The organism is Pseudoalteromonas sp. SG45-2, assembly GCF_014164115.1.
Lineage (GTDB): Bacteria > Pseudomonadota > Gammaproteobacteria > Enterobacterales > Alteromonadaceae > Pseudoalteromonas > Pseudoalteromonas distincta.
Genome location: NZ_JACJEO010000011.1, coordinates 24,611 through 47,554, shown reverse-complemented (window position 1 = coordinate 47,554; position 22,944 = coordinate 24,611). Strand labels below are relative to the sequence as shown.

The window sequence follows — 22,944 nt, the reverse complement described above, 5'->3', positions numbered from 1 at the left end:
TTAAAAAATAAACACGCTGATATTTGCTGGTAACTCTTTTATATAAAAGGCGTTTTATTTTTGCATTATCTTAAGGGCGTATGCGGCTATTGATTAAAATAACCGCTTAAAGCTTATTATTACTTGGTGTGAGGTTTAGCTTGTTGCCAATCCATACCGGTAGAAAAGCGATTATCAAACCCGCGCCACTGTGGCAGCGGTTTACCGTCAACAACAGCTTGGTCGCCGTTTTGTGGTAAATCTAAGTATTTACACTCGCTGGCTATGCCTTTTACGTGGCAATCCATCATGGCAAGTACAAAGTGTTTGTTGGTCTCGTTTAGTGTGCGCATAGACCACGAAGGCTCATAGTAATGGCCTATATCTAGCTCACTGCTGCTTTGTGCAATAGCAGGGGCTGGGTGTGGTGCAATATTATGGCGTGCATTTTTGTAAGTAAGCATGTACTTATCTTCGCTGCCTGTTTGTTCATAAAGGTTTTTAATGCCTTCATAGCCTGATATGTCATCTAGGTTACCGGCTACATAAAGCGAAGGTACTTTAATATTTTCCATTGCTTTGGCATCAAATATAGCGTGCTGTCCGCCCCATGGTGCAAAGGCAACCATGGCTTTTATACGAGGGTCTACTTTTGGGTTTTGGTATTGCCCACCAGCGCAGCTGTTTAGTAATTGCTGTACTTTTTCAATTTGAGCAGGGTCTTTCATACCCGTAAACATAGCCGTAGTTTGCTCATTAAAAGCGTAACAGCCACCTATCGTATTTACAGCGCCATAGCCACCCATTGAGTAACCAATTACGCCTGCGCTTTTGTTATCTACTTGTTTGCTTGCAAAGTTGTTTTGCTCATTAAAGTAATTAATAACAAACTGCTGATCGCGTGAACGATTTATTAGCGTACTAAAAAAGCCAGAGAATGGTGCGTTTTTAAAATCAACATCGGCATTGGTCGAATCGGTATGATCAAGTGCAACAACAATGTAACCGTGCGATGCTAAATGCTCGCCAAGGTAGTACATAATTGCACGGTAACCGGTATAACCGTGCGAAAGCACAATGACAGGGTAGTGCTCTTTATTATTAATGGCGACATCACGCATTGCATCGGCTTGCAAAGTAAACTCTTTACCTGAGCGAGTTTCATCTGTGTAGCTGGTAAGTGGCGCTTTTGCTGTATTTGCAGCCGGATACCACACCTCTACTTTTAAAGGACGATCTTTTTGACCTTGTGTAGCGGGGTCAAATTGCGCAGGGTTAACTAAATCAAGTGTTTGCACACCTACATTGTAGCTACCTTTAGCTGCAAGCTCTGGGAGTACTTCGCTAGTAATTGGCGGATATAGCTGCTCTGGTTTATTAGATTCAGCAACAGCTACACTGACAGATAAACTGCACGTAGCAAGTAATATGGCTTTTGAAAGCGCCTTGAGTGTGTGTGTCATTGTGTGTCCTTGTTGTGTATTTTTATTTTTTAATTAGTCAGTTCAGCCGACTCGACGGCATTGCTATATTGCAGTTGCCATTGTGCTCGCAAGGTATCCATTATATTCATAACTCGTAAGCTAGTACTTAGTGGCAACACGCTGCTTTGGGTTTGTTTTTGTAATATACACTGCGTGACATGTGCAATTTCAAACTTAAAGTTTTCATCGTCGCTAAAGTTGTATTCAAAGTATTTAGGGTCTTGGCCACTTATATGTAGCTCTATAGATTGCGCGCCTACAAATTGAGGTATTCGAATATAGCCAAGCTCACCGTTTATACATGCTTCTGTTGGGCCATTTTGCTGCAGTGCGCTGGCAAGAGATGCAAATTGCCCGTTACCGTAATCAACTAAAGCAGTGCTTCGCTCATCAATACCGGTTGTGCTTTTATGTACAAAGGATTTGATGTGTTCAGGGGCTTTATTAAATACCACATCAGCAATCGAAATAGGGTAAATACCTAAATCGAGCAGGGCGCCACCCGCTGTTACAGGGTTCATTAATCGGTGAGTGTCTGCAAAGCTGCCAGGTAAACTAAAGTTGGCATTAACACTGTGCACATTACCAATAACATCTTCTCTTAGGAGTTGTTGTAATTTTACTATGGCTGGTAAAAACCGCATCCAAACGCCTTCCATTAAAAAGCAGTTTTGTTGCTTGGCAAGCTTAGTGAGGTTTTGCAACTGCTTAGCATTAACGGTAATTGGTTTTTCGCTTAGCACGTGCTTATTGTGTTTTAAGCATTGGGCTATCGTTTTAAAGTGTTGATCGTGCGTATTGGCAATATATACGGCATCTATATTTGGGCACTGCATAAGAGCTTGATAGCTCTCATAGCCTTGAATATTGTACGGTGTGGCAAATTCTTTAGCGCGCTGCATACTCGTTGATGCCGCGCCAATAAGCTGTGCATCATTACAATACGCAATGCTTTTAGCAAAGGTGTGAGCTATATTGCCACACCCAATAATTCCCCAATTAACCTTTGCCATGCTTATTCCTTAGTTTTATTTAAAAAGACGTAATTTGTAATCCTGAGCCCGCTGAACATACGTAAATATCAGCATTTAGGCTAAAACGCTCAAAGTAATGCTTTTCTACCGCTGCTTTAATTAGTGGTACTTCAGCATCACGACACAAACATACAATTGCGCCACCAAAGCCGCCACCCGTCATACGTACTGCACCGCGATCGCCCATGGCTTCTTTACAAATCTCTACTAGGCCATCGGTTGCAGGTACGGTTACTTCAAAGTCGTGTTTAAGTGATTGATGCGATGCAGCCATTAGCGTACGAAGTGCATCCATATCGTTATTCTGTAGTGCAGTTGTTGCTGCAATTACGCGGTCGTTTTCGCTAATTACGTGGTGTGCACGTTTATATTCGTTTTCGCTTAATGTCGCTTTTACTGCTTGTAGGGCAGTCATGGTTGCTTGGCGAAGTGTTTCTACACCCATTTTTACAGCTGCTTGTTCGCAGTCAATACGGCGCTGGTTGTATTCGCTATCAACCAACTTACGCGGGTAGTTAGAGTTAACAATAACAATATTTAAATCATCAGGAACTTTAACTGATTTGGTTGCTAAGTTTTCACAATCAATTAATAGCGCATGCCCGTTTTCGCCTTTAGCTGAAATAAGCTGATCCATAATGCCGCATTGGCAATGCATAAAGTCGTTTTCGGCTTCTTGGCCAAATAGCGCAATTTGCTCTGGCGGTAAACCAAGCTGTGCAATATGGTTAAACATACCGCCTACAGCAACCTCTAGTGCGGCCGATGACGACAAGCCACTACCTTGCGGTAAGTTACTGTCAATTAGTAGGTCGGCACCACGCAGTGTGTAGCCTGCTCTTTTAAGAACATAAGTAACAGCACGAATGTAGTTACCCCATTGCGATTGGCCTTCAGTGATTTCTTCATCAACACTAAAGCTGTCTTTTTCGCCTGGGTAATTTAAAGAATGCACAGTGATAATATTGTCGTCGCGCTCTTTAAACATTACTTGGGTACGAAACTCTAACGAACACGGTAAAACAAAACCGTCGTTGTAGTCGGTAAATTCGCCAATGAGGTTTACACGCCCCGGTGCTGCTGCAATACCTTGAGCAGGCGCGCCATACAGTGACAAAAATTGTTGTTGGAATTCGTTAAGCTTCATCTGTGTGTCCTGCTGTATCTTTATAGTGTGTTGTACTGGCTGCTTTTAAAATAGAAGCAGCGGTTTCTGCGCTTAAATCGCGTTGGCTTTCGCCTAGCATTTCGTAGCCTACCATGTGTTTTTTAACAGTAGCAGAGCGAAGTAGCGGCGGATAAAAATGGGCATGCAAACGCCAATGTTGCTCATCAGAGCCTCTATTAGCCGGTGCATTGTGCCATCCCATTGAGTATGGGAAGCTGCAATTAAATACGTTGTCGTACTTAGTGGTTAATACTTTAAGTGCCTGAGCCAAAGAGTCTGTTTGCGCATCGTTTAACTGGCTAAAGTTTTGAATATTATCTTTAGTTACTAGCATTGTTTCAAACGGCCACGCTGCCCAAAATGGCACCACAACAAGCCAATGTTCGTTTTCAAATACAACACGTGTTTGATCCGCTTGCTCTTTTTGTGCGTAATCGGCAAGCATAGCTGTGCCATGCTTTTTATAATAAGCAAGCTGCTGGGTATCTTCGGCTTCTATTTCGGTTGATAAATGCGAGTGAGCCCAAACTTGGCCGTGAGGATGAGGTTGCGAACAGCCCATGATCTCGCCTTTATTTTCAAAAACTTGTACGCATTCGTACTGCTGTGCAAGCTCTGTGTAATTTTGTTTCCAGGTTTTCACTACTTCGTGCAATGCGTTTTGGCTAAGCTCTGGTAGTGTTTTATTATGCTCTGGAGAAAAACAAATTACGCGGCATTCGCCACTGGCTTCGTCGGCAATAAATAAATCACTGTCTGACTCTAAGCTTTGTAATTGCTCGCTGGCATTAGGTGTGAGTGCACCAAAGTCATTTCTAAATACGTGTGTGTATTTATAATCTGGGTTACTGTCGCCATTTGCACGGGTATTACTTGGGCAAAGTGGGCAGCTTTCATCGTGTTTTGGTAATACGTTTTCGTTAACGGCTTCTGTTGCGCCTAACCATGGGCGGTTATTACGATGTGGTGACACTAATACCCAACGACCCGTTAGCGGGTTTTTACGTCTGTGAGTACTTTCTAATAAAGCCATGTTAACTCTCCAACCCACTTGGGTAATTAGTTTGCCAGCGCCATGTGTCGTTTGTCATGTCGCTAAGTGTTAGTTCTGCGTACCAGTTAAGTGTGTTTTGCGCTTTTGTAGCATCGGCGTAGTTACAGGCAATATCACCTGCTCGGCGCGGTGCAATCTTATACGGAATATCTTTATTGGCTGATGCGCTAAATGCGTTGATCATATCAAGCACAGAATAACCTTGCCCTGTGCCTAAGTTGTAAGCATGAAATGCGGTATCTGTTTTATGCTGCATAAATGCCGCAACATGACCTTTAGCTAAATCTAAAACATGAATATAGTCGCGCACACCTGTGCCATCTTCGGTGTCGTAGTCGTCACCAAAAATATTAACCACGTCACGTTTACCTACTGCAGTTTGGGCAATAAATGGCATTAAGTTATTAGGAATACCATTAGGACTTTCACCTAATAAACCACTTGGGTGTGCACCTACTGGGTTAAAGTAACGAAGCGCAATACCCATAAATTGACTGTTGGCATTACATACGTCTTGCATGGCTTGTTCAACCATGACTTTAGTCCAACCATAAGGGTTCGTTGCGCGTATAGGATGCTTTTCGTCAATAGGGAGGTAGTCTGGCTCGCCATATACTGTAGCCGATGAGCTAAATATAATATGGTTAACGCCTTCATCTTGCATGTTTTGTAGCATGCTTAATGTGCCCGACACGTTATTTTGATAATAACGCAGCGGTTGCTCGGTAGATTCGCCAACGGCTTTTAAAGCTGCAAAGTGAAAGACAGCTTCGGCTTTAGTGTGTTTTAGAGCGAGCTTAAACTGTTGCTCGTCTTGTATGTCGCCCAAAATAAACTCAAACCGAGTACCTGTAATCTTTTCGAGTTGGTCAAGTACCCGCGCACTTGCATTAGACAAGTTATCATAAATAACAGGTGTAATACCTGCTTCATGCAATGCAATACATGTGTGGCTACCTATGTAACCCATGCCGCCAGTAACTAAAACTTTCATGTTATTTCTCGAAAAGTGTATTTATATGATAAATACTACTATTAAGGTGGTTTAAAAACAATAGTTATGATTGCTGAGTAATTCAAATAAAAGCATAAAAAATATTCAGCTTAAACACTCATCTTCCTCTTAAAGGAATGCTTTTATATTAACTAACATAGGCTTAGCTTTATCAATTAATTCTATAAACTGATTCAACTATTGGCCTAATTATCAGCAGTAAGTCGGGGTGCTAATATAGCGAAAATAAAGTAAGGAGAGATCAACATGAACAAAACAATTTTACTTACCGGCGCAACCGATGGCATTGGGCTAGAAACTGCAAAGATGTTATTAGCACAAGGTCACACCGTATTATTACATGGCCGCAGCCAAGCAAAGCTCAATGCGCTACAAGTAGCTTTAACCGAGCAATACCCAAATGCAAGTACACATACTTATATTGCTGATTTAAGCGATATGAGCCAAGTTCAAACTTTGGCAAAAAATGTATTAGCCGATATGGCCGAAAATAATAACCAGCTCGACGTACTTATTAATAATGCAGGCGTTTATCAATTAGTTGATGCTACAACAATTGACGGCCTTGATGCTCGCTTTGTTGTAAACACGATTGCGCCATATCTTCTTACAAAACTATTATTACCTGTCCTTGGTCATGATTCGCGAGTGGTTAATGTGTCATCAGCTGCGCAATCAAGCGTTAACTTAAATGCACTTATAGGTAACACTGAACTTTCTGATAGTGCGGCTTATGCACAAAGTAAATTGGCTATTACTATGTGGTCACGTCATTTAGGGCTTGAGCTTAAAGATATTGGGCCATTAGTTGTATCGGTAAACCCTAAATCGTTACTGGGAAGCAAAATGGTAAAAGACGCTTACGGTATAGATGGTGGGGATTTAAAAATTGGCGCAGATATTTTTTGTCGCGCAGCGCTTAGTGATGAATTTAAAGATGCCGCAGGCCTGTATTTTGATAACGATACAGGACGCTTTGCGCCTCCTCATGTTGATGCACTTAATAATGCTAAAAATCAACAACTCGTAGATACGTTAGACAGTATTTTAGCACAGCTTAAATTAGGTAAAGCATAATGAAAAAGCATGTTACCTGGACAGTACAAGGCCAAATTAAAGAAGGTAAATACGATGAGTTTTTACTGGTAATGGCGCAATTAGTTACTTTGGCTAAAAGTGAAGCGGGCACTTTAGTGTATGAGTGGACAGTAAGTGATGACAAGCGCAATGTACATATTTACGAGCGTTACCAAGATGAAGATGCTGCTAAAGCGCATCTTGCTGGTTGGGGCGAAAGTGGCCCACTATTTTTAAGCGTAGTTGATATGGATAAAGTAACGGTATTTAGTCAATTATCAGAAGAGTTTGCACAAGCCTTTGCAGGCCCAAGCAGTGTATTTATGAAACCTGTGGGTGGCTTTGTAAAGTTTTAGAGAAAATACCCATTGTTGATCTAAAGAGCTCACCTCATCAGTGAGCTCTTTTTTTAGTGGCATTACTGCTCTTGCTGCAAGCGCTCGTATAGCCAATCTTTTAATTCTGTACGTTCGTGTTTTAATAGATGCATTTGTTCATCGCTTATGGGCGCATCTTTGAGCTCTAACACTCTAATCTCTTTATCTAGCTTGTCGTACTTATCTGCTTTTTTTGCAAATTCAGTATCGCTTTCATTTAACTCGGCAATGGTCTTTAAGTACTCTGGAAAGTCGTTTGTTAATGAGTGGTCTTCGCCTAACATATTCGCTCCTTAGTAGGATATAAATGAGCTCACAAGTAAGTGAGTTGTATAAGTGAATTACTGCCTTTCATATAATACACTGGGGCTTACATAGATATAATTCAACCATCGAGCCACTAATTTGATGTAGCACAAACAATCTGTTTATTTTGCTCAGTAAGGCATTTCACCAAAGTATTTAATAGTGCGATCAATAAGTGCACGTACTTTAGAGGTCAATAATTTATTGTTGGGGTATACAGCCTACGTAGGTGTATTAACTAGTCGTAAAAAGCTTAGGGTTCGATATTATTGCTCAAGGTGCAAGGAATCTCTGGCTAGAGAAAATAAATTTAAATATCATCATGATTCAATACGTTAGTAAATCTCTTAACCAGAGTTAAAGTTTAGTAAACCAATACCCGCTAAAGGCTTTTAAGCATTTTAGCTAAAAGAGTTAATTTTTAACGCTTTTTGCTAATTTATGTTGGTTAATTAATAGTGGTAGAATGCAGCGCTTAGTACCACTTGTGTAAAGTAGTGGTCAATAATTTATAAGGTCTGTTGTGTAATGCTGTTGATGATCGACAACTACGATTCGTTTACTTACAACTTAGTGCAATATTTTCAGCGTTTAGATCAAGACGTTTTAGTGAAACGTAATGATGAGCTAAGCATTGCACAAATAAAACAGTTAAACCCGCAGCACATCGTGTTATCGCCAGGGCCATGCACCCCTAACGAAGCGGGTATTTCACTAAATGTTGTTGAGCAACTAAAAGGGCAATATCCTATTTTAGGGATTTGCTTGGGGCATCAAACTATCGCACAAGCTTTAGGTGGAGATGTAATACGTGCTAAAAAAGTAATGCACGGTAAAACATCACCCATAGTTCATACTAATAAAGGGGTGTTTAAAGGCTTAGCTAATCCGTTAACGGTATGTCGTTATCATTCTTTAGTGGTTAAAGCGCAAACTCTGCCTAAAGAGCTTGAAGTAACCGCATGGACTCAAACTGAGCAAGGCGAGTTTGACGAAATTATGGGGTTGTTACACAATGAACTTGCTATCGAAGGTGTGCAGTTTCATCCCGAAGCTATTTTAACTGCTCAAGGCTTAGAACTGCTTGATAACTTTTTAACTCGCTTCTAATGTTATAATACACATAGCATTTTATACTTTATTAATGGATGTCATGACTGAACTTGTAGCCCAGCAGCGTACTGCCAAAATACTAAGCCAACGAGCTCATGACTTATTGCTTGGGCACAGCTTTGCGCATCAGCAAATTGGTTTCATTCATACATTAGATATAGATTACGGCGAACCCATGAAGCAGCGTACCTTGCTGCAGGTTGAAGTGGCCGCACAGAATAAACGCCAGCAAAGCAGTACTGCACATCATAAGTACCGCGCTCAAGCCAGTGAGCAACTGCACAAAACAATTGAAACAGCTATATATAAGCAGCTCGAAGATATAGATGGCGTAATTCATAGCACCATAGGTATTGAAGATGGTATTGCCAATATACTCGATATATTAGCGGTAAAGTCAGCGTCGGTAGGGCGTTTAGAGCCATTGGTTAATGATATAAGCTGGTTGGGTAGGGAGTTAGTAACGCTCGTTAATTTACCTTACTATCGTAATCAACGTAGTAAAAACACGTCTGTAAAAGTAGATAAACCATCGCTTGCCCTTCGTTATATTGGCCTTGATAACTTACAGCTAGTTATTCCTACATTTGCTGCCCGCCATTGGATGCCACATAGCACCGAACCATTTTCGTTATTAAAACGCCGGCTACGCGACAGCGCGATGGCAAACGCGATTGCAGCGCAAAAAATTGCACAAATTAATAATGTAAATGACGTTCATGCATTTACCCTTGGTATGCTTTTAGATGTAGGGCGAATTGCATTAGTGCGCTTGTACTTAAAAACGTTTGAGCAAATATGGCAACGTAAAGTACAGCTAGCCCGAAATGAAAACCAAAAAGATTTACACACCGCATTATTAGAGCTTCAGCCCGACCCGCTATTTTTAACTACTCTACTTAGCAATAAATCGATAGAAGTAAGCGCTAAGGTAATAGACAAAATGGCTTTTAAATATTTACCGTTTAAAGGGGTAATGCAGCAGCTAGTAAATGGGGTAGATAAGGTCGATACATTACTGCCATTAACAGAAGTAATGCTAAAGGCACGGTGCTATTCTCAATATCTTAATTTAAAAGAACATCAACTTATTGAACCTGATGAAGCTCTAAGCTGGTTTTCGCACTTTAAGTTCACTAAAACGGAACTAAAAACCCTCCAATCGAGTAATTTTACCAATTTAGCTATTCAAATTGACTAAAAATCTGAATTTTTTGTTAATTTTTTTGCGACTAACCATTCATTCTCATCTTATTGTTATATTACATATTTGCCGATTAAAGCGTGTGCGCCTCTGTACTCATGCGGTTAGTTGCCTAAAAATAAGCATAAATAGCTATGCAAATAGTTATTCACTATCTATGAAATAATATCTTTAGCCCTTTATTTTCAAGGGATACATGAAAGTTTTTAACGAGACAGATATAAGTAATTCTGAAATAATGTGCGTCTGAAAATTGAACCACAAAGCAATTTTGCGCAATTATCAGGTTACTGATCTTGCCTATAAAGTTGGTTACAAATATTAACCAAACACCTATTTTGATGTTTTGTGTTGCTCACAATTAAGAGGAAATAAAATGACAGTCAATCGCGAATTATTTGATCACGTAATGGTTCCTAACTACGCACCTTCAAGCGTAATTCCTGTTCGAGGCGAAGGCTCTCGCGTATGGGATCAACAAGGTCGAGAGTTTATCGACTTTGCTGGTGGTATTGCAGTTAACTGTCTTGGCCATTGCCACCCTGCATTAGTAGGCGCGTTAAAAGAGCAAGGCGAAAAAATCTGGCATCTATCTAACGTAATGACCAATGAGCCGGCACTTCGCCTAGCTAAAAAAATGGTTGATGCGACATTTGCTGAAAAAGTTTACTTTGCCAACTCTGGCGCAGAAGCAAACGAAGCCGCGCTTAAATTAGCGCGTCGTTTTGCACTTGATAAGTTTGGCGCAGAAAAATCACAAATCATCGCGTTCAACAAAGGTTTCCACGGTCGTACATTCTTTACCGTAACTGTTGGCGGCCAAGCTGCATATTCAGATGGTTTTGGCCCTAAGCCTGGCGACATTATACATTGCGATTACAACGACCTAGCTGCTTTTGAAGCACTTATCAGCGATAAAACATGTGCCGTAATGATGGAACCTCTACAAGGTGAAGGCGGTATTGTTTCACCAACTGATGAGTTTGCTCAAGGCGTTCGCGATTTATGTACTAAACATAACGCACTGCTTATTTTTGATGAAGTTCAAACAGGTGTTGGTCGTACTGGCGATTTATACGCATACCAAGGCTTAAACGTAGTACCTGATATTTTAACTTCAGCTAAAGCACTTGGCGGCGGTTTTCCTATTGGCGCTATGATCACAACAACTGAAATTGCACAGCACCTTAAAGTAGGTACACATGGTTCTACTTATGGCGGTAACCCGCTTGCGTGTGCTGTTGCAGAAGCTGCATTTGATACAGTAAATACCCCAGAAGTACTGGTTGGCGTAAAAGAAAAAGCCGCATTATTTAATGAACTACTTAGCGCGGTTAACGAAAAATACAACGTATTTAGCGAAATCCGTGGCCAAGGTTTATTAATTGGTGCAGTAGTGAACGAGCAATACAAAGGTCGTGCAAAAGAGTTTTTAGTGGCAGGTACTGAGCAAGGCCTTATGTCACTAGTTGCCGGTGCAGACGTAGTACGTTTCACTCCATCTTTAGTAATTCCTGAAGCGGACATTCGCGAAGGTATGGCACGCTTTGAAAAAGCAGTAGCAAGCGTAGTAAACGCATAAGCGACTTAAGCCAACCAATTAAGGGCAAGCACCGCTTGCCCTGCAATTCCTATTTACCGTTATTTATAAGGGAGCAAGCGGACTCATGATGATCCTTCGCCCAATCCAGCAAAATGATTACTCAGCATTACTGAAAATTGCCCACGAATCTGGGCATGGTTTTACGTCTTTGCCATTAAACGAAGAACTATTGCAAAAGAAAATAGACCATTCTGTAAGTTCATTTGCTAAGCAAACGTCACAACCCGGTGACGAAGGCTACCTGTTTGTTCTTGAAGATAGCGAAACCGGTGATGTTGTAGGTACGTCTGCAATTGAAGCTGCGGTAGGGCTTGATGATGCATTTTATCATTATCACTTAAGTAAAGTGATTCACTCTTCGCGCACATTAGACGTATACAAAGCGGTTGATATTTTAACGCTATGTAACGACTACACAGGCGCTACAGAGCTTTGCACATTGTTTTTAAAAGATGGCTATCGTAAAAATTGTAACGGTAAGCTACTTTCAAAAGCGCGCTTTATGTTTATAAAGCAGCATCAAGAGCGTTTTGCACAAACAGTGATTGCAGAAATGCGCGGTGTGTCTGACGAAAATGGCAGTAGCCCTTTTTGGCAGTGGCTTGAAGAGCACTTTTTCTCAATGGATTTTCCAACAGCCGACTACCTAACAGGTATTGGCCAAAAGGTTTTCATTGCTGAACTAATGCCTAAATACCCAATTTATGTAAATTTGCTAAGTAAAGATGCGCAAGCCGTAATAGGTAAAGTACACGACAACACACGCCCAGCAATCGAGTTATTAAAAAGCGAAGGCTTTACGTTTAATGGCTATGTAGACATTTTTGACGGCGGCCCAACGGTTGAAGCAAAAGTAGATAACATTGCGACGATTCGTAATGCAAATAACTTTAACGTTGAAATTGGCGAAATGACTGGCGACACCATGGTGTTACTAGCTAACGAAAAGCTTGAAGATTTTAGAGCAACCGTTGCACCAATGACATTTGACGAGCGCGCAAAAAGCCTTATTTTATCGCAAGAAGTAGCAGATGCATTGCATTTGCAAACTGGCGATATTGTTAGTGCAACCACGATTTAATTTAGGAGAAAGTATATGACTCATCCTGCACAATTTATTAATGGTCAATGGTCACAAGGCCAAGGCACAGAATTTAATTCAGTAAACCCTGCAAATAACGACGTTATTTGGCAGGCATCATCAGCAACTGCGGCGCAAGTAGACACCGCAGTAAATGCAGCGCGCGAAGCGTTTTATGCATGGGCTGATAAAAGCTTTACTGAGCGTTTAGAAATAATTAAAGCATTCGCAGCGCAATTAAAAGAAAACAGCGAAGAGCTCGCTATTACTATCGCACAAGAAACAGGTAAGCCACTGTGGGAAACGCGCACAGAAGCGGGTGCTATGGTTGGTAAAATTGCCATTTCTGAAAAAGCATTTTTAGAGCGCACTGGCGACGTAGAAAACGCAATGCCACTTGGCCGTGCAATGATCCGTCATAAGCCACATGGGGTTGTAGCCGTATTTGGTCCGTATAACTTTCCGGGTCACTTACCTAATGGCCACATTGTGCCAGCGCTTTTAGCCGGTAACACGGTTGTATTTAAACCGTCTGAACTGACTCCTAAAGTTGCCGAGCTTACGCTTAAACTGTGGGAAAAAGCAGGCTTACCAGCCGGTGTAATTAACCTAGTTCAAGGTGAAGTAGAAACGGGTAAAGCCCTTGCTGCTCACAAAGGGATTGATGGCTTGTTCTTTACGGGTTCTTCGCGTACTGGTCATATTTTACATGAACAGTTTGCGGGTCAACCGGGTAAAATTTTAGCGCTAGAAATGGGTGGTAATAATCCACTTATTATTACTGACGTTGAAGACACTAAAGCGGTTGTTCACGATATTATTCAATCAGCGTTTATCTCAAGCGGCCAGCGTTGTACATGTGCACGTAAACTGTTTTTACCTAAAGGTAGCAAAGGCGATGTAATTTTAGAGCGCCTTATCACTGCAACTAAAGCGATTAAAGTAGGTAACTACGATGATGCAGACCAGCCATTTATGGGCTCTATGATCTCATCAGCGGCAGCAGCGGGCATGGTTAAAGCGCAAAACGAGCTTGTTGAGCTTGGCGCTCAAGTATTAGTAGAGCTTGAGCACACAGCTAATACTGGCTTTGTAACACCAGGTATTATTGAGTGTACAAATATTAGTGACTTCCCAGATGAAGAGCATTTTGGACCACTTTTAAAAGTATTCCGCTTTGACGACTTTGACCAAGCCATTGATAAAGCAAACGATACAACCTTTGGTTTATCGGCTGGTTTATTAAGTGATAGTGCAGCAGATTACGACCATTTTTTACGTCGTATTCGCGCTGGTATTGTTAACTGGAACCGCCCAATTACTGGCGCGTCAAGCGCAGCACCATTTGGTGGTATTGGTGCATCGGGCAATCACAGAGCAAGCGCGTATTACGCAGCTGATTACTGTGCATACCCAGTTGCTTCAGTAGAGCTTGAAAAAGTAGCGATGCCAGCAACACTAAGCCCAGGCTTAAAAATAGATTAAGTAGTAATACTACTTAATTATTATAAAAGCAGCTTCGGCTGCTTTTTTTGTATTGCTATCGTACAAGGCTAGTAATTATCGACTCTTTCTGCTTAAATCAGCATAATTAAATATATTTAGGTGGTTCGCATAATGGTTTTAGATAGGCAAGGGTACGATGATTTGATCATGTATCTAACTCAAAATTTAGCATTGTTTGAGAAGCCTGGCGAAATAAAACCAGGCGCTCCAACAGTAATGGAATTAATCGAAGACGTTATTGCACAAAATGTGATGCTTATTTGCGAGCAGCACACAGACCTCAACACAGAGCAGCGTAGTCAAATTGTACGTGAAGTTGATGGCATAGTTTACGATTTAGAAGAAGTCCTCAGCAGCATCACCTCACAGCCTGTCACGGTTGAACAGCATGCCTTTATAGATGAATTTGCAGGTTTAGTAAAAAACCTCTTTGATAGCGCTTTAGCACAACAATCTTAGCCATTTTATAGCCCTGCGTTGCATTTTCATTTGCAACTACGGCTAAGTTGCTTACAATCAAGAAAATATTTTTTTGAGATATAACAATGCAAGCAAATGTAAAATGGGTTGAAGGCGATACGTTTATTGGCCGTTCTAATTCTAACCACAATGTTGTGTTTGATGGCGGCAGCGATAGCGCAGCACCAAGCCCAATGGAAATGGTTTTAATGTCAGTTGGCTGTTGCTCATCAGTTGATGTGGTTAGTATTTTAAAAAAAGCTAAACAAGATTTTTCAGACGTACAAGTGCAACTCAGTGCAGAACGCGCCGAAACAGCACCGCGCGTGTTTACCAAAATCAACTTACACTTTGTTGTTAAGGGTAATAATGTGTCTGAAAAGCACCTTGCACGTGCAGTTTCACTCTCTGCTGAAAAGTATTGCTCGGTTGCATTAATGCTTGATAAAACAGTAGAAATTACGCATAGCCACGAAGTTGTGCAAGATCAAGCAAAATAACGCTTTTTCCACGAGGAAAATTCGTATAAAATCCGCGAACTTTTCATTCTGCAGGTGCAGAACCCACTAATTTATAGGTTGGTTTATTATGAACAAACCCTTCGATAAACTTAAACTTCATGGCTTTAACAATTTAACCAAAAGTTTAAGCTTTAGTATTTATGATATTTGTTACGCAAAGACCGAGCAACAACGTAAAGAATATATTGAATATATCGATGAGCAGTACAGTGCAGATAGACTAACCGATATTTTAGGTGAAGTTGTTGATATTATTGGTGCTAACATTTTAAATGTAGCGCGCCAAGATTATGAACCGCAAGGCGCAAGTGTAACTATTTTGGTTTCAGAAGAACCAGTAGAAGAGCAGCAAAATTACGATGCTGACGAAGCACCAGGCCCATTACCTGATTCAGTTGTTGCACACCTAGATAAAAGCCACATTTGTGTACACACATACCCAGAAGCTCACCCTGATGATGGTATTTGTACATTCCGTGCTGATATTGAAGTATCTACCTGTGGCATTATTTCGCCACTTAAAGCGTTAAACTTCTTAATTCATAGCCTTGAGTCAGACGTAGTAACAATAGACTACCGCGTTCGTGGTTTTACCCGCGACATAAACGGTGTTAAGCACTACATTGATCATGCTATTAGCTCGATTCAAAACTTCATGACAGAAGATACAAAAGAAGCGTACCAAATGATGGACGTGAACGTGTATCAAGAAAACCTGTTCCATACTAAAATGATGTTAAAAGAAACCGACTTAAATACCTATTTATTCGGCCTTTCTACTGATGAGTTATCGGACGAAGAAGAAGACGAGATCCGCTCTAAGCTGACTCGCGAAATGCAAGAAATATTCTATGGCCGTAACCTGCCAGATACAGAATAATAGCAACGAATTAAATTAAAAATGGCGCTCAGTGAGCGCCTTTTTTTTTGCTTTATTTTATAAGCAATAATTGTGTTTGTCGGCCATTTAAATACCAGACACCGCTTTTATCAAAAATAGCATCTTCCTCTAGCATTATTCTTATTTCTTTATTCCACTGCTTTATAAACACCGCATTGTTAAGCTCAATTGAGTAAGCCGTATTTAAATGTAGCGGATAGTCCCCATCTCCCGGTACACCTTGCTGAGAATCCCACATACCTAATGTAGTACCAGCAGCATGACCATGATAGCCAAGAGGATGAGTATAAATAGTGGGTTTTAATCCCTGAGCAATAGCGGCTTTTCGTGCTGCAGCTAAAACTTCATTACCGGTTTTTCCTACCGCAAATTGATTGGTAAATATATCTTGGAGTTTATTACCGCTTTTTAGTGCTTCAACTAAGTAACTAGGCGCACTCGTTTCGTTTTCTTTGAGCACATACGCATGCTGCTGCGTGTCGGTATTTAAGCGTAAATAAGTAATCCCAAAATCGACATGAAGTAAATCACCGGCTTGTATAACGTTATCATCGTAGCCATTGGTAAAGCTTTCTTCATGATTAAACGACTTCGCATCGACGCGTTGAATAGCAACGCTTGGATGAAACCATGTTTGTAGTTTTAGCTCTTTTACACGCTCTCTAAACCACCATACCAAGTCATCGCTAGTTGTTTCACCCGCCGTAATTGTTTTACCCGAAAACCCCTCTGCAATAATATGATGGGCAATAGCCACAATATGTTTATACATTTTAACTTCTTCAGGAATGCGTTGTTCTAACCACGCAACACCAAGCGGCTCTGCAGAAATTATTTTATTGTGATAAGTGGCGGGTAAGTTAGCCATTAAGGTTTTGTAATCGCCTAGCACAAGGCCATCGGCATGTGCCCAGTCGGTAGAAGTATTAAGCGCAATGTTGCGAGGTTTGTATTGCTCAATAAGTGTATTGAGTGCTTCCCACTGGCTTGGTTGTGTTTGTTTATCCCAGCCTTTTTTAAATATGTTACCTATTTTATAAGGCGCAATAGCGTAAGCATCAACACCACCTTGTTTATTAAGTGCAAATAGCAAAATAGTGGTGCGTCTGGCTGAAAGCCATGTTGCAGGCAGCATTGTTTTTAATATTGGGTCTTCATTGTATTCGCGGCTTATAAGAAGCCACATATCAGTGTTGTGCTGCTTCATTAACGAGGGCATTAAGCTATTGATTCTAAGCTCAGTTATTTTATCTATAAACGCTGCGCGCTCTTTCATTGATAAAATTATTGGAGGTTCTGAGGCTTTAACTAAAGGGCTTACAAATAGTGTTGCGAGCAAACATGCGCTTATTAGTAATAATTTATTGTATTGCATAGTTGGGCTATTTTTAGGCTAATTTGTACTTAACATGCCAGAACCCACACTATAAAAAAATAATTTGAGACAAAGCGTACAAACAAAAAAGCCCAGCTAATTAAATTAGCTGGGCTTTTGAATATATAGCGTATTAATTAATCATGCTGTAAATAAGTGCAAATACAGCAAGTGAGCCAACCGCTAATATAAATAGCGTGCTTAATCGGTTGCGGTATTTATGAAGTGCAGGCACTTTATAAACTGCAATCATTGGCATGATGAATAAAATCATTGCGATGATAGGGCCCGATAACTGATCCATCATGTCTAAAATACTTGGGTTTTTAACAGCGCAAAACCAAATAGCTAAAAACATAATTAACACACCAATTTTATCGGCCGCTTTTGTGCTTAAGCTTGTTTGTTTAGTTACTAAACCCGTAAAGCTCTCACGTGCCCCTAAAAAGTGACCCAAAAACGACGATGTAATAGCAATAAAGGCAACAAGCGGCCCAAGTGTGGCAATAAACGAGTTATCAGTAATATTAGCAAGGTAGGATAAAACCGATACGTTAGCGGCTTTAGCCGCTGCCATTTGCTCGCCTGTAAGCGACAGCACGCAAGAGAACACAAATAACAGTACAAAGGTAATAAGTAGTAAGCTAGTGCGCTTTAAAATCGCCTCAGACTTATGTGTAGCTTGTTCACCGTAGTGACCGCGTTGCACGTTTACAAAGCTTGAGATAGCCGCTGCGTGGCTAAACGAAAACACAATAATAGGAATCGATAACCACAATGTTTTTCCAAAGCTGCCCATTTCAGGCATTGTCATATCTGGCATTTGCCAACTTGGGATTAAATAAAGTGATAAAAAGAACAATATACCCACAAGCGGGTAAACTAAAATAGCAAAGGCACGCAGCATTAAGCGCTCGCCGCCCATCATTAAGCTAATCATACCTGCAACTAATACACCCGAAAGCAACACGCGAGAAGGTGATTCCATCCCCATTTGATTAACCATAAAGCTATCAACGGTATTAGTTAAGCCCACACCATAAATAAGCAAAATTGGGAATATAGATAAAAAGTATAATAAAGAAATTAACCGCCCCGCAGTCACACCAAAGTGCTCTTCAACTACATCGGTAAAATCGGCATCTTTATTTTTTGATGAAAGTACAAAACGCGCTAATCCACGGTGTGCACAAAAGGTCATTGGAAATGCTAAGCATGCCAAAATAATTAACGGCCAAAAACCGCCAATACCAATGTTAATAGGTAAAAATAAAATACCCGCACCAACGGCGGTACCAAAAAGGCTTAAAGTCCACTGCGTATCGTGCAGGTTCCATTTAGAAGTGGGTGTGTTTGAAGGTGTGTGTGCACCTTTTGTTGATGCATTTGAAAGCGTTGCATCTTGAGATGTTGTCATGTGTGTGTTTATCCATTATTTAAATAATAATCGCGCGCAAGAATATAGTTTTTAGCTAAAAATTTCATGTTTTGAGAGGATTTGTAGACTAATTAATTAGACCAAATTGAAGGGTAAGTGTCATGAATACGAAACAGCGGTGTAAAAGTGAGCAAACCCTTAAGCGGCAGAACCACATTATAATTTTAAAGTAGGTTGGTTTGAGCGCAGCGAAACCCAACACGCTATAGTGTCACGCGAGCAGTAAAGCCGAGGTAGGCGGTTTTCATAACGTAAAAATAGGGGAAGGTCATTTTATTGGCTTTCATTTAAAAATCAGAATCTGCAGCGAAAAGCTGTTAAGTAGAAGCCATTGATCTGAACTTCATAAGAGATTTTTATTAAACTCCGTTATACTTCCTGTAATTGAATATGCCAAACGAAGTAAATAGGCCACTAACTGCAATGAGCAAAGAGATTCTCTTCCATACTACTTTTGCGCACGAAACCGGTAAAACATGGGTTGTATTTGTCCATGGAGCAGGTGGTAGCTCGGCAATTTGGTTTCGTCAGCTTAAAGCCTATAAAAAAGAATATAATGTGTTGTTGCTAGATCTTCGTGGTCACGGTAAATCGAATAACTTAGTACAAAACTTTGTTGATAATAATTATTCATTTAATAATGTCTCTAGAGACATTATCGATGTGTTAGATCATAACAATATCACCAGCGCACACTTTGTTGGTATTTCATTGGGCACAATACTCATTCGAAATATTGCTGAAATTGCGCCGCAATATGTTTCTAGCATGGTGCTAGGTGGAGCGGTTACTCGTTTTAATACGCGCAGTAATATATTGGTTTATTTAGGTAATACTTTTAAACACTTCTTGCCTTATATGTGGCTGTATCGTTTATTTGCTTTTATTATGATGCCGAAAAAGCGTCATAAAGAATCTCGACTTTTGTTTGTTCGTGAAGCAAAACGCTTGTGCCAAAAAGAGTTTATAAAATGGTTTAAATTAGCCATGGACGTAAATCCTTTAATGCAATACTTCAAAGAAAAAGACATTGATATTCCCATACTTTACATTATGGGCAAAGAAGATCATATGTTCCTTGGCCCTGTTAAAGAAATGGTTAAGCGTCATAAAAACAGCGTACTGCAAACTATTCACCATTGCGGCCATGTCTGTAATGTGGAACGTCCTGACTTATTTAATCAGCACTCGCTTGCTTTTATCGCCCAGCAAAATCGTTAAGGGTTGTAGAAGGAATAGGATCGGTACATTCTTTTTGATTTTCGCCCTAAACTCAAAACAAGACCTACCCCTGAAGGAATAAAGCCCAACTTATGAAGCGTAGGTTGGGTAGAGCGAAGCGAAATCCAACATGTCATAGCGCCATCCGAGCGGTAAAGCCAAGAGGCGACTTTATTTCTTAAACTTGCTTATCCAATAATATTCAATTGATATACACTGGCAAGGTAACGTATTGATAAGGATATTAAGTTGTCGCAAGTTAAAACTCTCCCCATTACAGCCACACGCTGGCTTTCTCTTTTATTGTGCGCAATTACCGCCGCAACAATTACTGTATTTTTAAGCAAAGTTGGTCTTGTACAAAAGGCATATTCAAGTTGGAACGCTATTTTAAATGCGAATCCGGTTTTGCATTACAGCAGTACTTTTTTAGCGGGTATTGGCATAAAGCTCCTGCTTGATAAGTTTTATATATCGCACCCTAAACGCAGTATTGGATTAAGCTGGCGATATCCGCCAGTGACAATTGCTGTATTAGCGTCATTGTTGATAACTGCTTTTTACATGCTAAGCACAGCAGCAAAACTTGATGAAGCTGCGTTATACGCACAAAGTTTTATGAGCTTAAAATACTTAGCACTTACGTTTATTGGCATGCAAATAACCGTCATTTATCAGATAAAGCTTTATACCAAAAAGCCAATATTTACTGCTGTATTGGTTGCACTATCGACTATGTATGTAGGTTTTGCTGTTGGTCTTGCTGATATAGCAGCTGCTTTTTATGTATTTATCAGCCTAGCAGTTAATTATTTAATTTTAGCGATTTACTTATTGTGCGATGAACACAGGCAGAGCAAACAACAAGACTCCGTATCTAAAAATGAACTGCTTGAAACTAAAAGAAGTTCAGAATTAAAAACGTTAGAGGATTTTAGAGAATGGTTCAAAGATGATTCAACTATCAAAAGTACAGATCAATTAGAGCCAGATTTAAAAGTTTATGCCAACCGTATTACTGAGCGGTTACAAAATGGCGGTGATAAATATGAAAAAGATTTAGCACAACACATAGCTCTTTGTGGGCCTTATGGTTGCGGAAAAAGCAGCATCGTTGAAAGTGTTGTGAATGATTTAGCAAAAAAATCTGAAAAAGAGAGTGTTTGGATACACAGTGATATATCTACGTGGGGTACAGCCAGTGGCAGCGTCGCTCATGTAATACTTAGTAATATTATTGATGATATAAGCCAATATATTGATATGTGTGCCTTCCGTGCACTACCTAAACATTACACTGAAGCACTAAAGTCGGGTGGTAGCGTATTTCAATTCGCTTCTACATTACTTGCTGGTTCTGTTGATACAGATATACGCTTTCAAAAACTTAATGATGTACTCGAAACAACTAATCATAAACTACTCATTACTCTGCAAGATGTTGATCGTGGAACCGGCGAGGAAAACGAAAAACGTTTAAATGGCATAGCTGCGCTATTAGACAGATTAAAAGATAAAAATTTAAACAATTTTAACTTTATAATAGTTATGGGAAATAGTAAAAAAAAAGAAGTTGAGGTATTAGGCAAGATAGCTGATCATATTGAAAATATAGTAGTACTTAATCATACAAAGTTAATATGTAGATGGGCTGAACTTAATACAGAAGAAATTTTTAATAATCATATGAGACTATCTGGGCATATAAGCTCGGTGAACTTTAAAAGCTTTATCAAGAGTGAACCATTGAGTTTTAACTCTGTTACTTACAAGCCTGCGAAAATATCAAGTAACTTAATTAGCTCGATCAGGGTTTTGAAGCGAATTATGAGACGAGTCGATAGCAGCTGGACTAAAGGTCGACTTTTAGGGGAAGTTAGTTTTGATAGCTTACTACTCTTAATGATCTTAAGGGAATTTAGCCCTTCCACAGTCAATATTTTAATTAATGAATATAAAAAAATAGATAGCTTATTGTCTTTAGATGGAAATTATGAAGCTGTAAATCCATTTCTTGATCTTTACAAAAAAATAATTAGTAAAGTGAATATTAGCTCAGAACAGTATGAGTTAGAGTTGCTACTCAAATTCATACTTGGGGTAGATGGAGCCGTTAATAAGACTATCTTCAGCCATCAGAACATTTTTAATAAAACTAAGACCACAAATTATTTAGAGCGTATATTATTAGAAAATGTTCCAGTTTTAGAGCTTAGAGATCAGGATGTTTTCAAAGAGTATTTAGAAGCGACCCCAGATTCAATAAGTAGTTTAAGTAAGAAAGTTTTAGATTATGAAGATTGGGCAATTTCATTTGCAAGGTTTGGGTATATTTTTAATCAACAAGAGAGTGCCGAGGCTGTAAATATAAGAAAAAACTTTGCTTTAGCACTATTAAGTAAACCAGATGCAAAAAATATAGAGCTACTACTTAAAAGCACTGCTCTAGAAAATCTTTTGATAAAAGTAACTGAAGAAAATGATCTTGAAGAAGTTTTAAATAAGTTGTTTCTCATTACTTCAAGTAAAGCTCTAGTGGATATAATCATGCAGAAGCATTTTAATGCTTTTAGCACAGTAAGTAATTGTTACTCAAGTGACTTGAAATTTGAAAAAATAAACGACCTCGGTGAAGTTGTTAATTATTGTAATTCACATACTCAAAATATAGATTTAGTCGATTTTTTAGTAACACACTTAGAGCACTTAAGTGTTTCGTCTATAAATATATTCATTTGCTACATTACAATTCAAAAGTTCATAAGTTTGGAACAGAGTTACCCAGAAGAATATGCAAAATCGCACATTGAGATTACACAGAAAGTACAAAGCCATAAAGCATATAAGCTACTAGCTGACTTTGTATTGGACAATGTTGAAAAGTCGAATTTGGTAAATAAGTTAGTTAAAGAATTGAGTCCAGAAGAAAAAATCATTCTGAGAACTGGAATAGAGAAGATCCCAGACTATTCTCTTGAAAAAACACATAAAAGGCGGGTTCTAAATGACCTTGAATTTAAATAGTTAA

General features: G+C 39.7%; 20 protein-coding genes. 12 read left to right on the top strand and 8 right to left on the bottom strand.

Features of this window, described 5'->3' with window-relative positions; translation table 11 throughout:
* Window positions 1–119 precede the first annotated feature (119 nt).
* Genes H5116_RS09740 through galE form a run of 5 tightly spaced genes read right to left on the bottom strand, consistent with a single transcriptional unit; the run spans window position 120 to window position 5,713 of the window.
* A complete protein-coding gene (locus tag H5116_RS09740) occupies window positions 120–1,442 on the bottom strand; it encodes a dienelactone hydrolase family protein (RefSeq protein WP_182716033.1) in 1,323 nt (440 codons plus the stop codon).
* A gap of 29 nt (window positions 1,443–1,471) precedes the next feature.
* Entirely contained in the window at window positions 1,472–2,476 is a 1,005-nt protein-coding gene (locus H5116_RS09735; RefSeq protein WP_182716032.1) for a Gfo/Idh/MocA family protein, read from the bottom strand.
* A gap of 19 nt (window positions 2,477–2,495) precedes the next feature.
* Window positions 2,496–3,644: a galactokinase gene (galK, locus tag H5116_RS09730; protein ID WP_182716031.1), complete on the bottom strand. Its 1,149-nt coding sequence runs from the start codon at window positions 3,642–3,644 to the stop codon at window positions 2,496–2,498.
* The gene (locus tag H5116_RS09725) at window positions 3,634–4,698 is read right to left on the bottom strand and encodes a UDP-glucose--hexose-1-phosphate uridylyltransferase (protein WP_182716030.1); all 1,065 of its coding nucleotides are present in this window, start codon (window positions 4,696–4,698) and stop codon (window positions 3,634–3,636) included. The genes galK and H5116_RS09725 overlap by 11 nt, the downstream gene beginning before the upstream one ends.
* 1 nt (window position 4,699) lies before the next feature.
* Window positions 4,700–5,713 (bottom strand): UDP-glucose 4-epimerase GalE, encoded by a 1,014-nt coding sequence (gene galE, locus H5116_RS09720; protein WP_149601995.1) that lies wholly within the window; start codon window positions 5,711–5,713, stop codon window positions 4,700–4,702.
* A 267-nt stretch (window positions 5,714–5,980) separates the two neighbouring features.
* Here galE and H5116_RS09715 point away from each other — a divergent pair, with 267 nt between their 5' ends.
* A complete protein-coding gene (locus tag H5116_RS09715) occupies window positions 5,981–6,811 on the top strand; it encodes an SDR family NAD(P)-dependent oxidoreductase (protein ID WP_182712479.1) in 831 nt (276 codons plus the stop codon).
* Window positions 6,811–7,167 (top strand): putative quinol monooxygenase, encoded by a 357-nt coding sequence (locus H5116_RS09710; protein ID WP_182695908.1) that lies wholly within the window; start codon window positions 6,811–6,813, stop codon window positions 7,165–7,167. Before H5116_RS09715 ends, H5116_RS09710 begins: the two co-directional genes overlap by 1 nt.
* A gap of 62 nt (window positions 7,168–7,229) precedes the next feature.
* On the opposite strand, the gene H5116_RS09705 is transcribed toward H5116_RS09710, so the two are convergent.
* Window positions 7,230–7,472 carry a YdcH family protein gene (locus tag H5116_RS09705; protein WP_002958856.1) on the bottom strand — a complete coding sequence of 81 codons (243 nt, stop codon included), beginning with the start codon at window positions 7,470–7,472 and terminating at the stop codon, window positions 7,230–7,232.
* Between the two features lie 550 nt (window positions 7,473–8,022).
* Here H5116_RS09705 and H5116_RS09700 point away from each other — a divergent pair.
* The 8 genes from H5116_RS09700 to speD all read left to right on the top strand — a co-directional run bounded on the left by H5116_RS09700 (window position 8,023) and on the right by speD (window position 15,861).
* Complete coding sequence (locus tag H5116_RS09700) at window positions 8,023–8,604, top strand: aminodeoxychorismate/anthranilate synthase component II (RefSeq protein WP_024596662.1); 582 nt, start codon at window positions 8,023–8,025, stop codon at window positions 8,602–8,604.
* 43 nt (window positions 8,605–8,647) lie between these two features.
* Window positions 8,648–9,808: an HDOD domain-containing protein gene (locus tag H5116_RS09695; protein WP_024596661.1), complete on the top strand. Its 1,161-nt coding sequence runs from the start codon at window positions 8,648–8,650 to the stop codon at window positions 9,806–9,808.
* Between the two features lie 379 nt (window positions 9,809–10,187).
* Entirely contained in the window at window positions 10,188–11,393 is a 1,206-nt protein-coding gene (locus H5116_RS09690; protein ID WP_182716029.1) for an aspartate aminotransferase family protein, read from the top strand.
* 85 nt (window positions 11,394–11,478) lie between these two features.
* Window positions 11,479–12,495: an arginine N-succinyltransferase gene (astA, locus tag H5116_RS09685; RefSeq protein WP_002958860.1), complete on the top strand. Its 1,017-nt coding sequence runs from the start codon at window positions 11,479–11,481 to the stop codon at window positions 12,493–12,495.
* A gap of 15 nt (window positions 12,496–12,510) precedes the next feature.
* The gene (astD, locus tag H5116_RS09680; protein ID WP_182693187.1) at window positions 12,511–13,980 is read left to right on the top strand and encodes a succinylglutamate-semialdehyde dehydrogenase; all 1,470 of its coding nucleotides are present in this window, start codon (window positions 12,511–12,513) and stop codon (window positions 13,978–13,980) included.
* A 132-nt stretch (window positions 13,981–14,112) separates the two neighbouring features.
* A complete protein-coding gene (locus H5116_RS09675) occupies window positions 14,113–14,460 on the top strand; it encodes a DUF3802 family protein (protein ID WP_002958862.1) in 348 nt (115 codons plus the stop codon).
* Window positions 14,461–14,546: 86 nt separating this feature from the next.
* Complete coding sequence (locus H5116_RS09670) at window positions 14,547–14,960, top strand: OsmC family protein (protein ID WP_002958863.1); 414 nt, start codon at window positions 14,547–14,549, stop codon at window positions 14,958–14,960.
* A gap of 88 nt (window positions 14,961–15,048) precedes the next feature.
* Window positions 15,049–15,861: an adenosylmethionine decarboxylase gene (speD, locus tag H5116_RS09665; protein WP_024597058.1), complete on the top strand. Its 813-nt coding sequence runs from the start codon at window positions 15,049–15,051 to the stop codon at window positions 15,859–15,861.
* Window positions 15,862–15,913: 52 nt separating this feature from the next.
* Here the strand turns inward: speD and H5116_RS09660 are convergent, their stop codons facing one another.
* Both H5116_RS09660 and H5116_RS09655 read right to left on the bottom strand, forming a co-directional pair.
* Window positions 15,914–17,257 carry a M24 family metallopeptidase gene (locus H5116_RS09660; RefSeq protein WP_182716028.1) on the bottom strand — a complete coding sequence of 448 codons (1,344 nt, stop codon included), beginning with the start codon at window positions 17,255–17,257 and terminating at the stop codon, window positions 15,914–15,916.
* 133 nt (window positions 17,258–17,390) lie between these two features.
* Entirely contained in the window at window positions 17,391–18,674 is a 1,284-nt protein-coding gene (locus tag H5116_RS09655) for an aromatic amino acid transport family protein (protein ID WP_182716027.1), read from the bottom strand.
* A gap of 444 nt (window positions 18,675–19,118) precedes the next feature.
* On the opposite strand from H5116_RS09655, the gene H5116_RS09650 reads away from it, so the two are divergent.
* Together H5116_RS09650 and H5116_RS09645 are read left to right on the top strand one after the other, a co-directional pair.
* Entirely contained in the window at window positions 19,119–19,916 is a 798-nt protein-coding gene (locus tag H5116_RS09650; RefSeq protein WP_182716026.1) for an alpha/beta fold hydrolase, read from the top strand.
* 249 nt (window positions 19,917–20,165) lie between these two features.
* Window positions 20,166–22,940 carry a hypothetical protein gene (locus H5116_RS09645; protein WP_182716025.1) on the top strand — a complete coding sequence of 925 codons (2,775 nt, stop codon included), beginning with the start codon at window positions 20,166–20,168 and terminating at the stop codon, window positions 22,938–22,940.
* Window positions 22,941–22,944 lie beyond the last annotated feature (4 nt).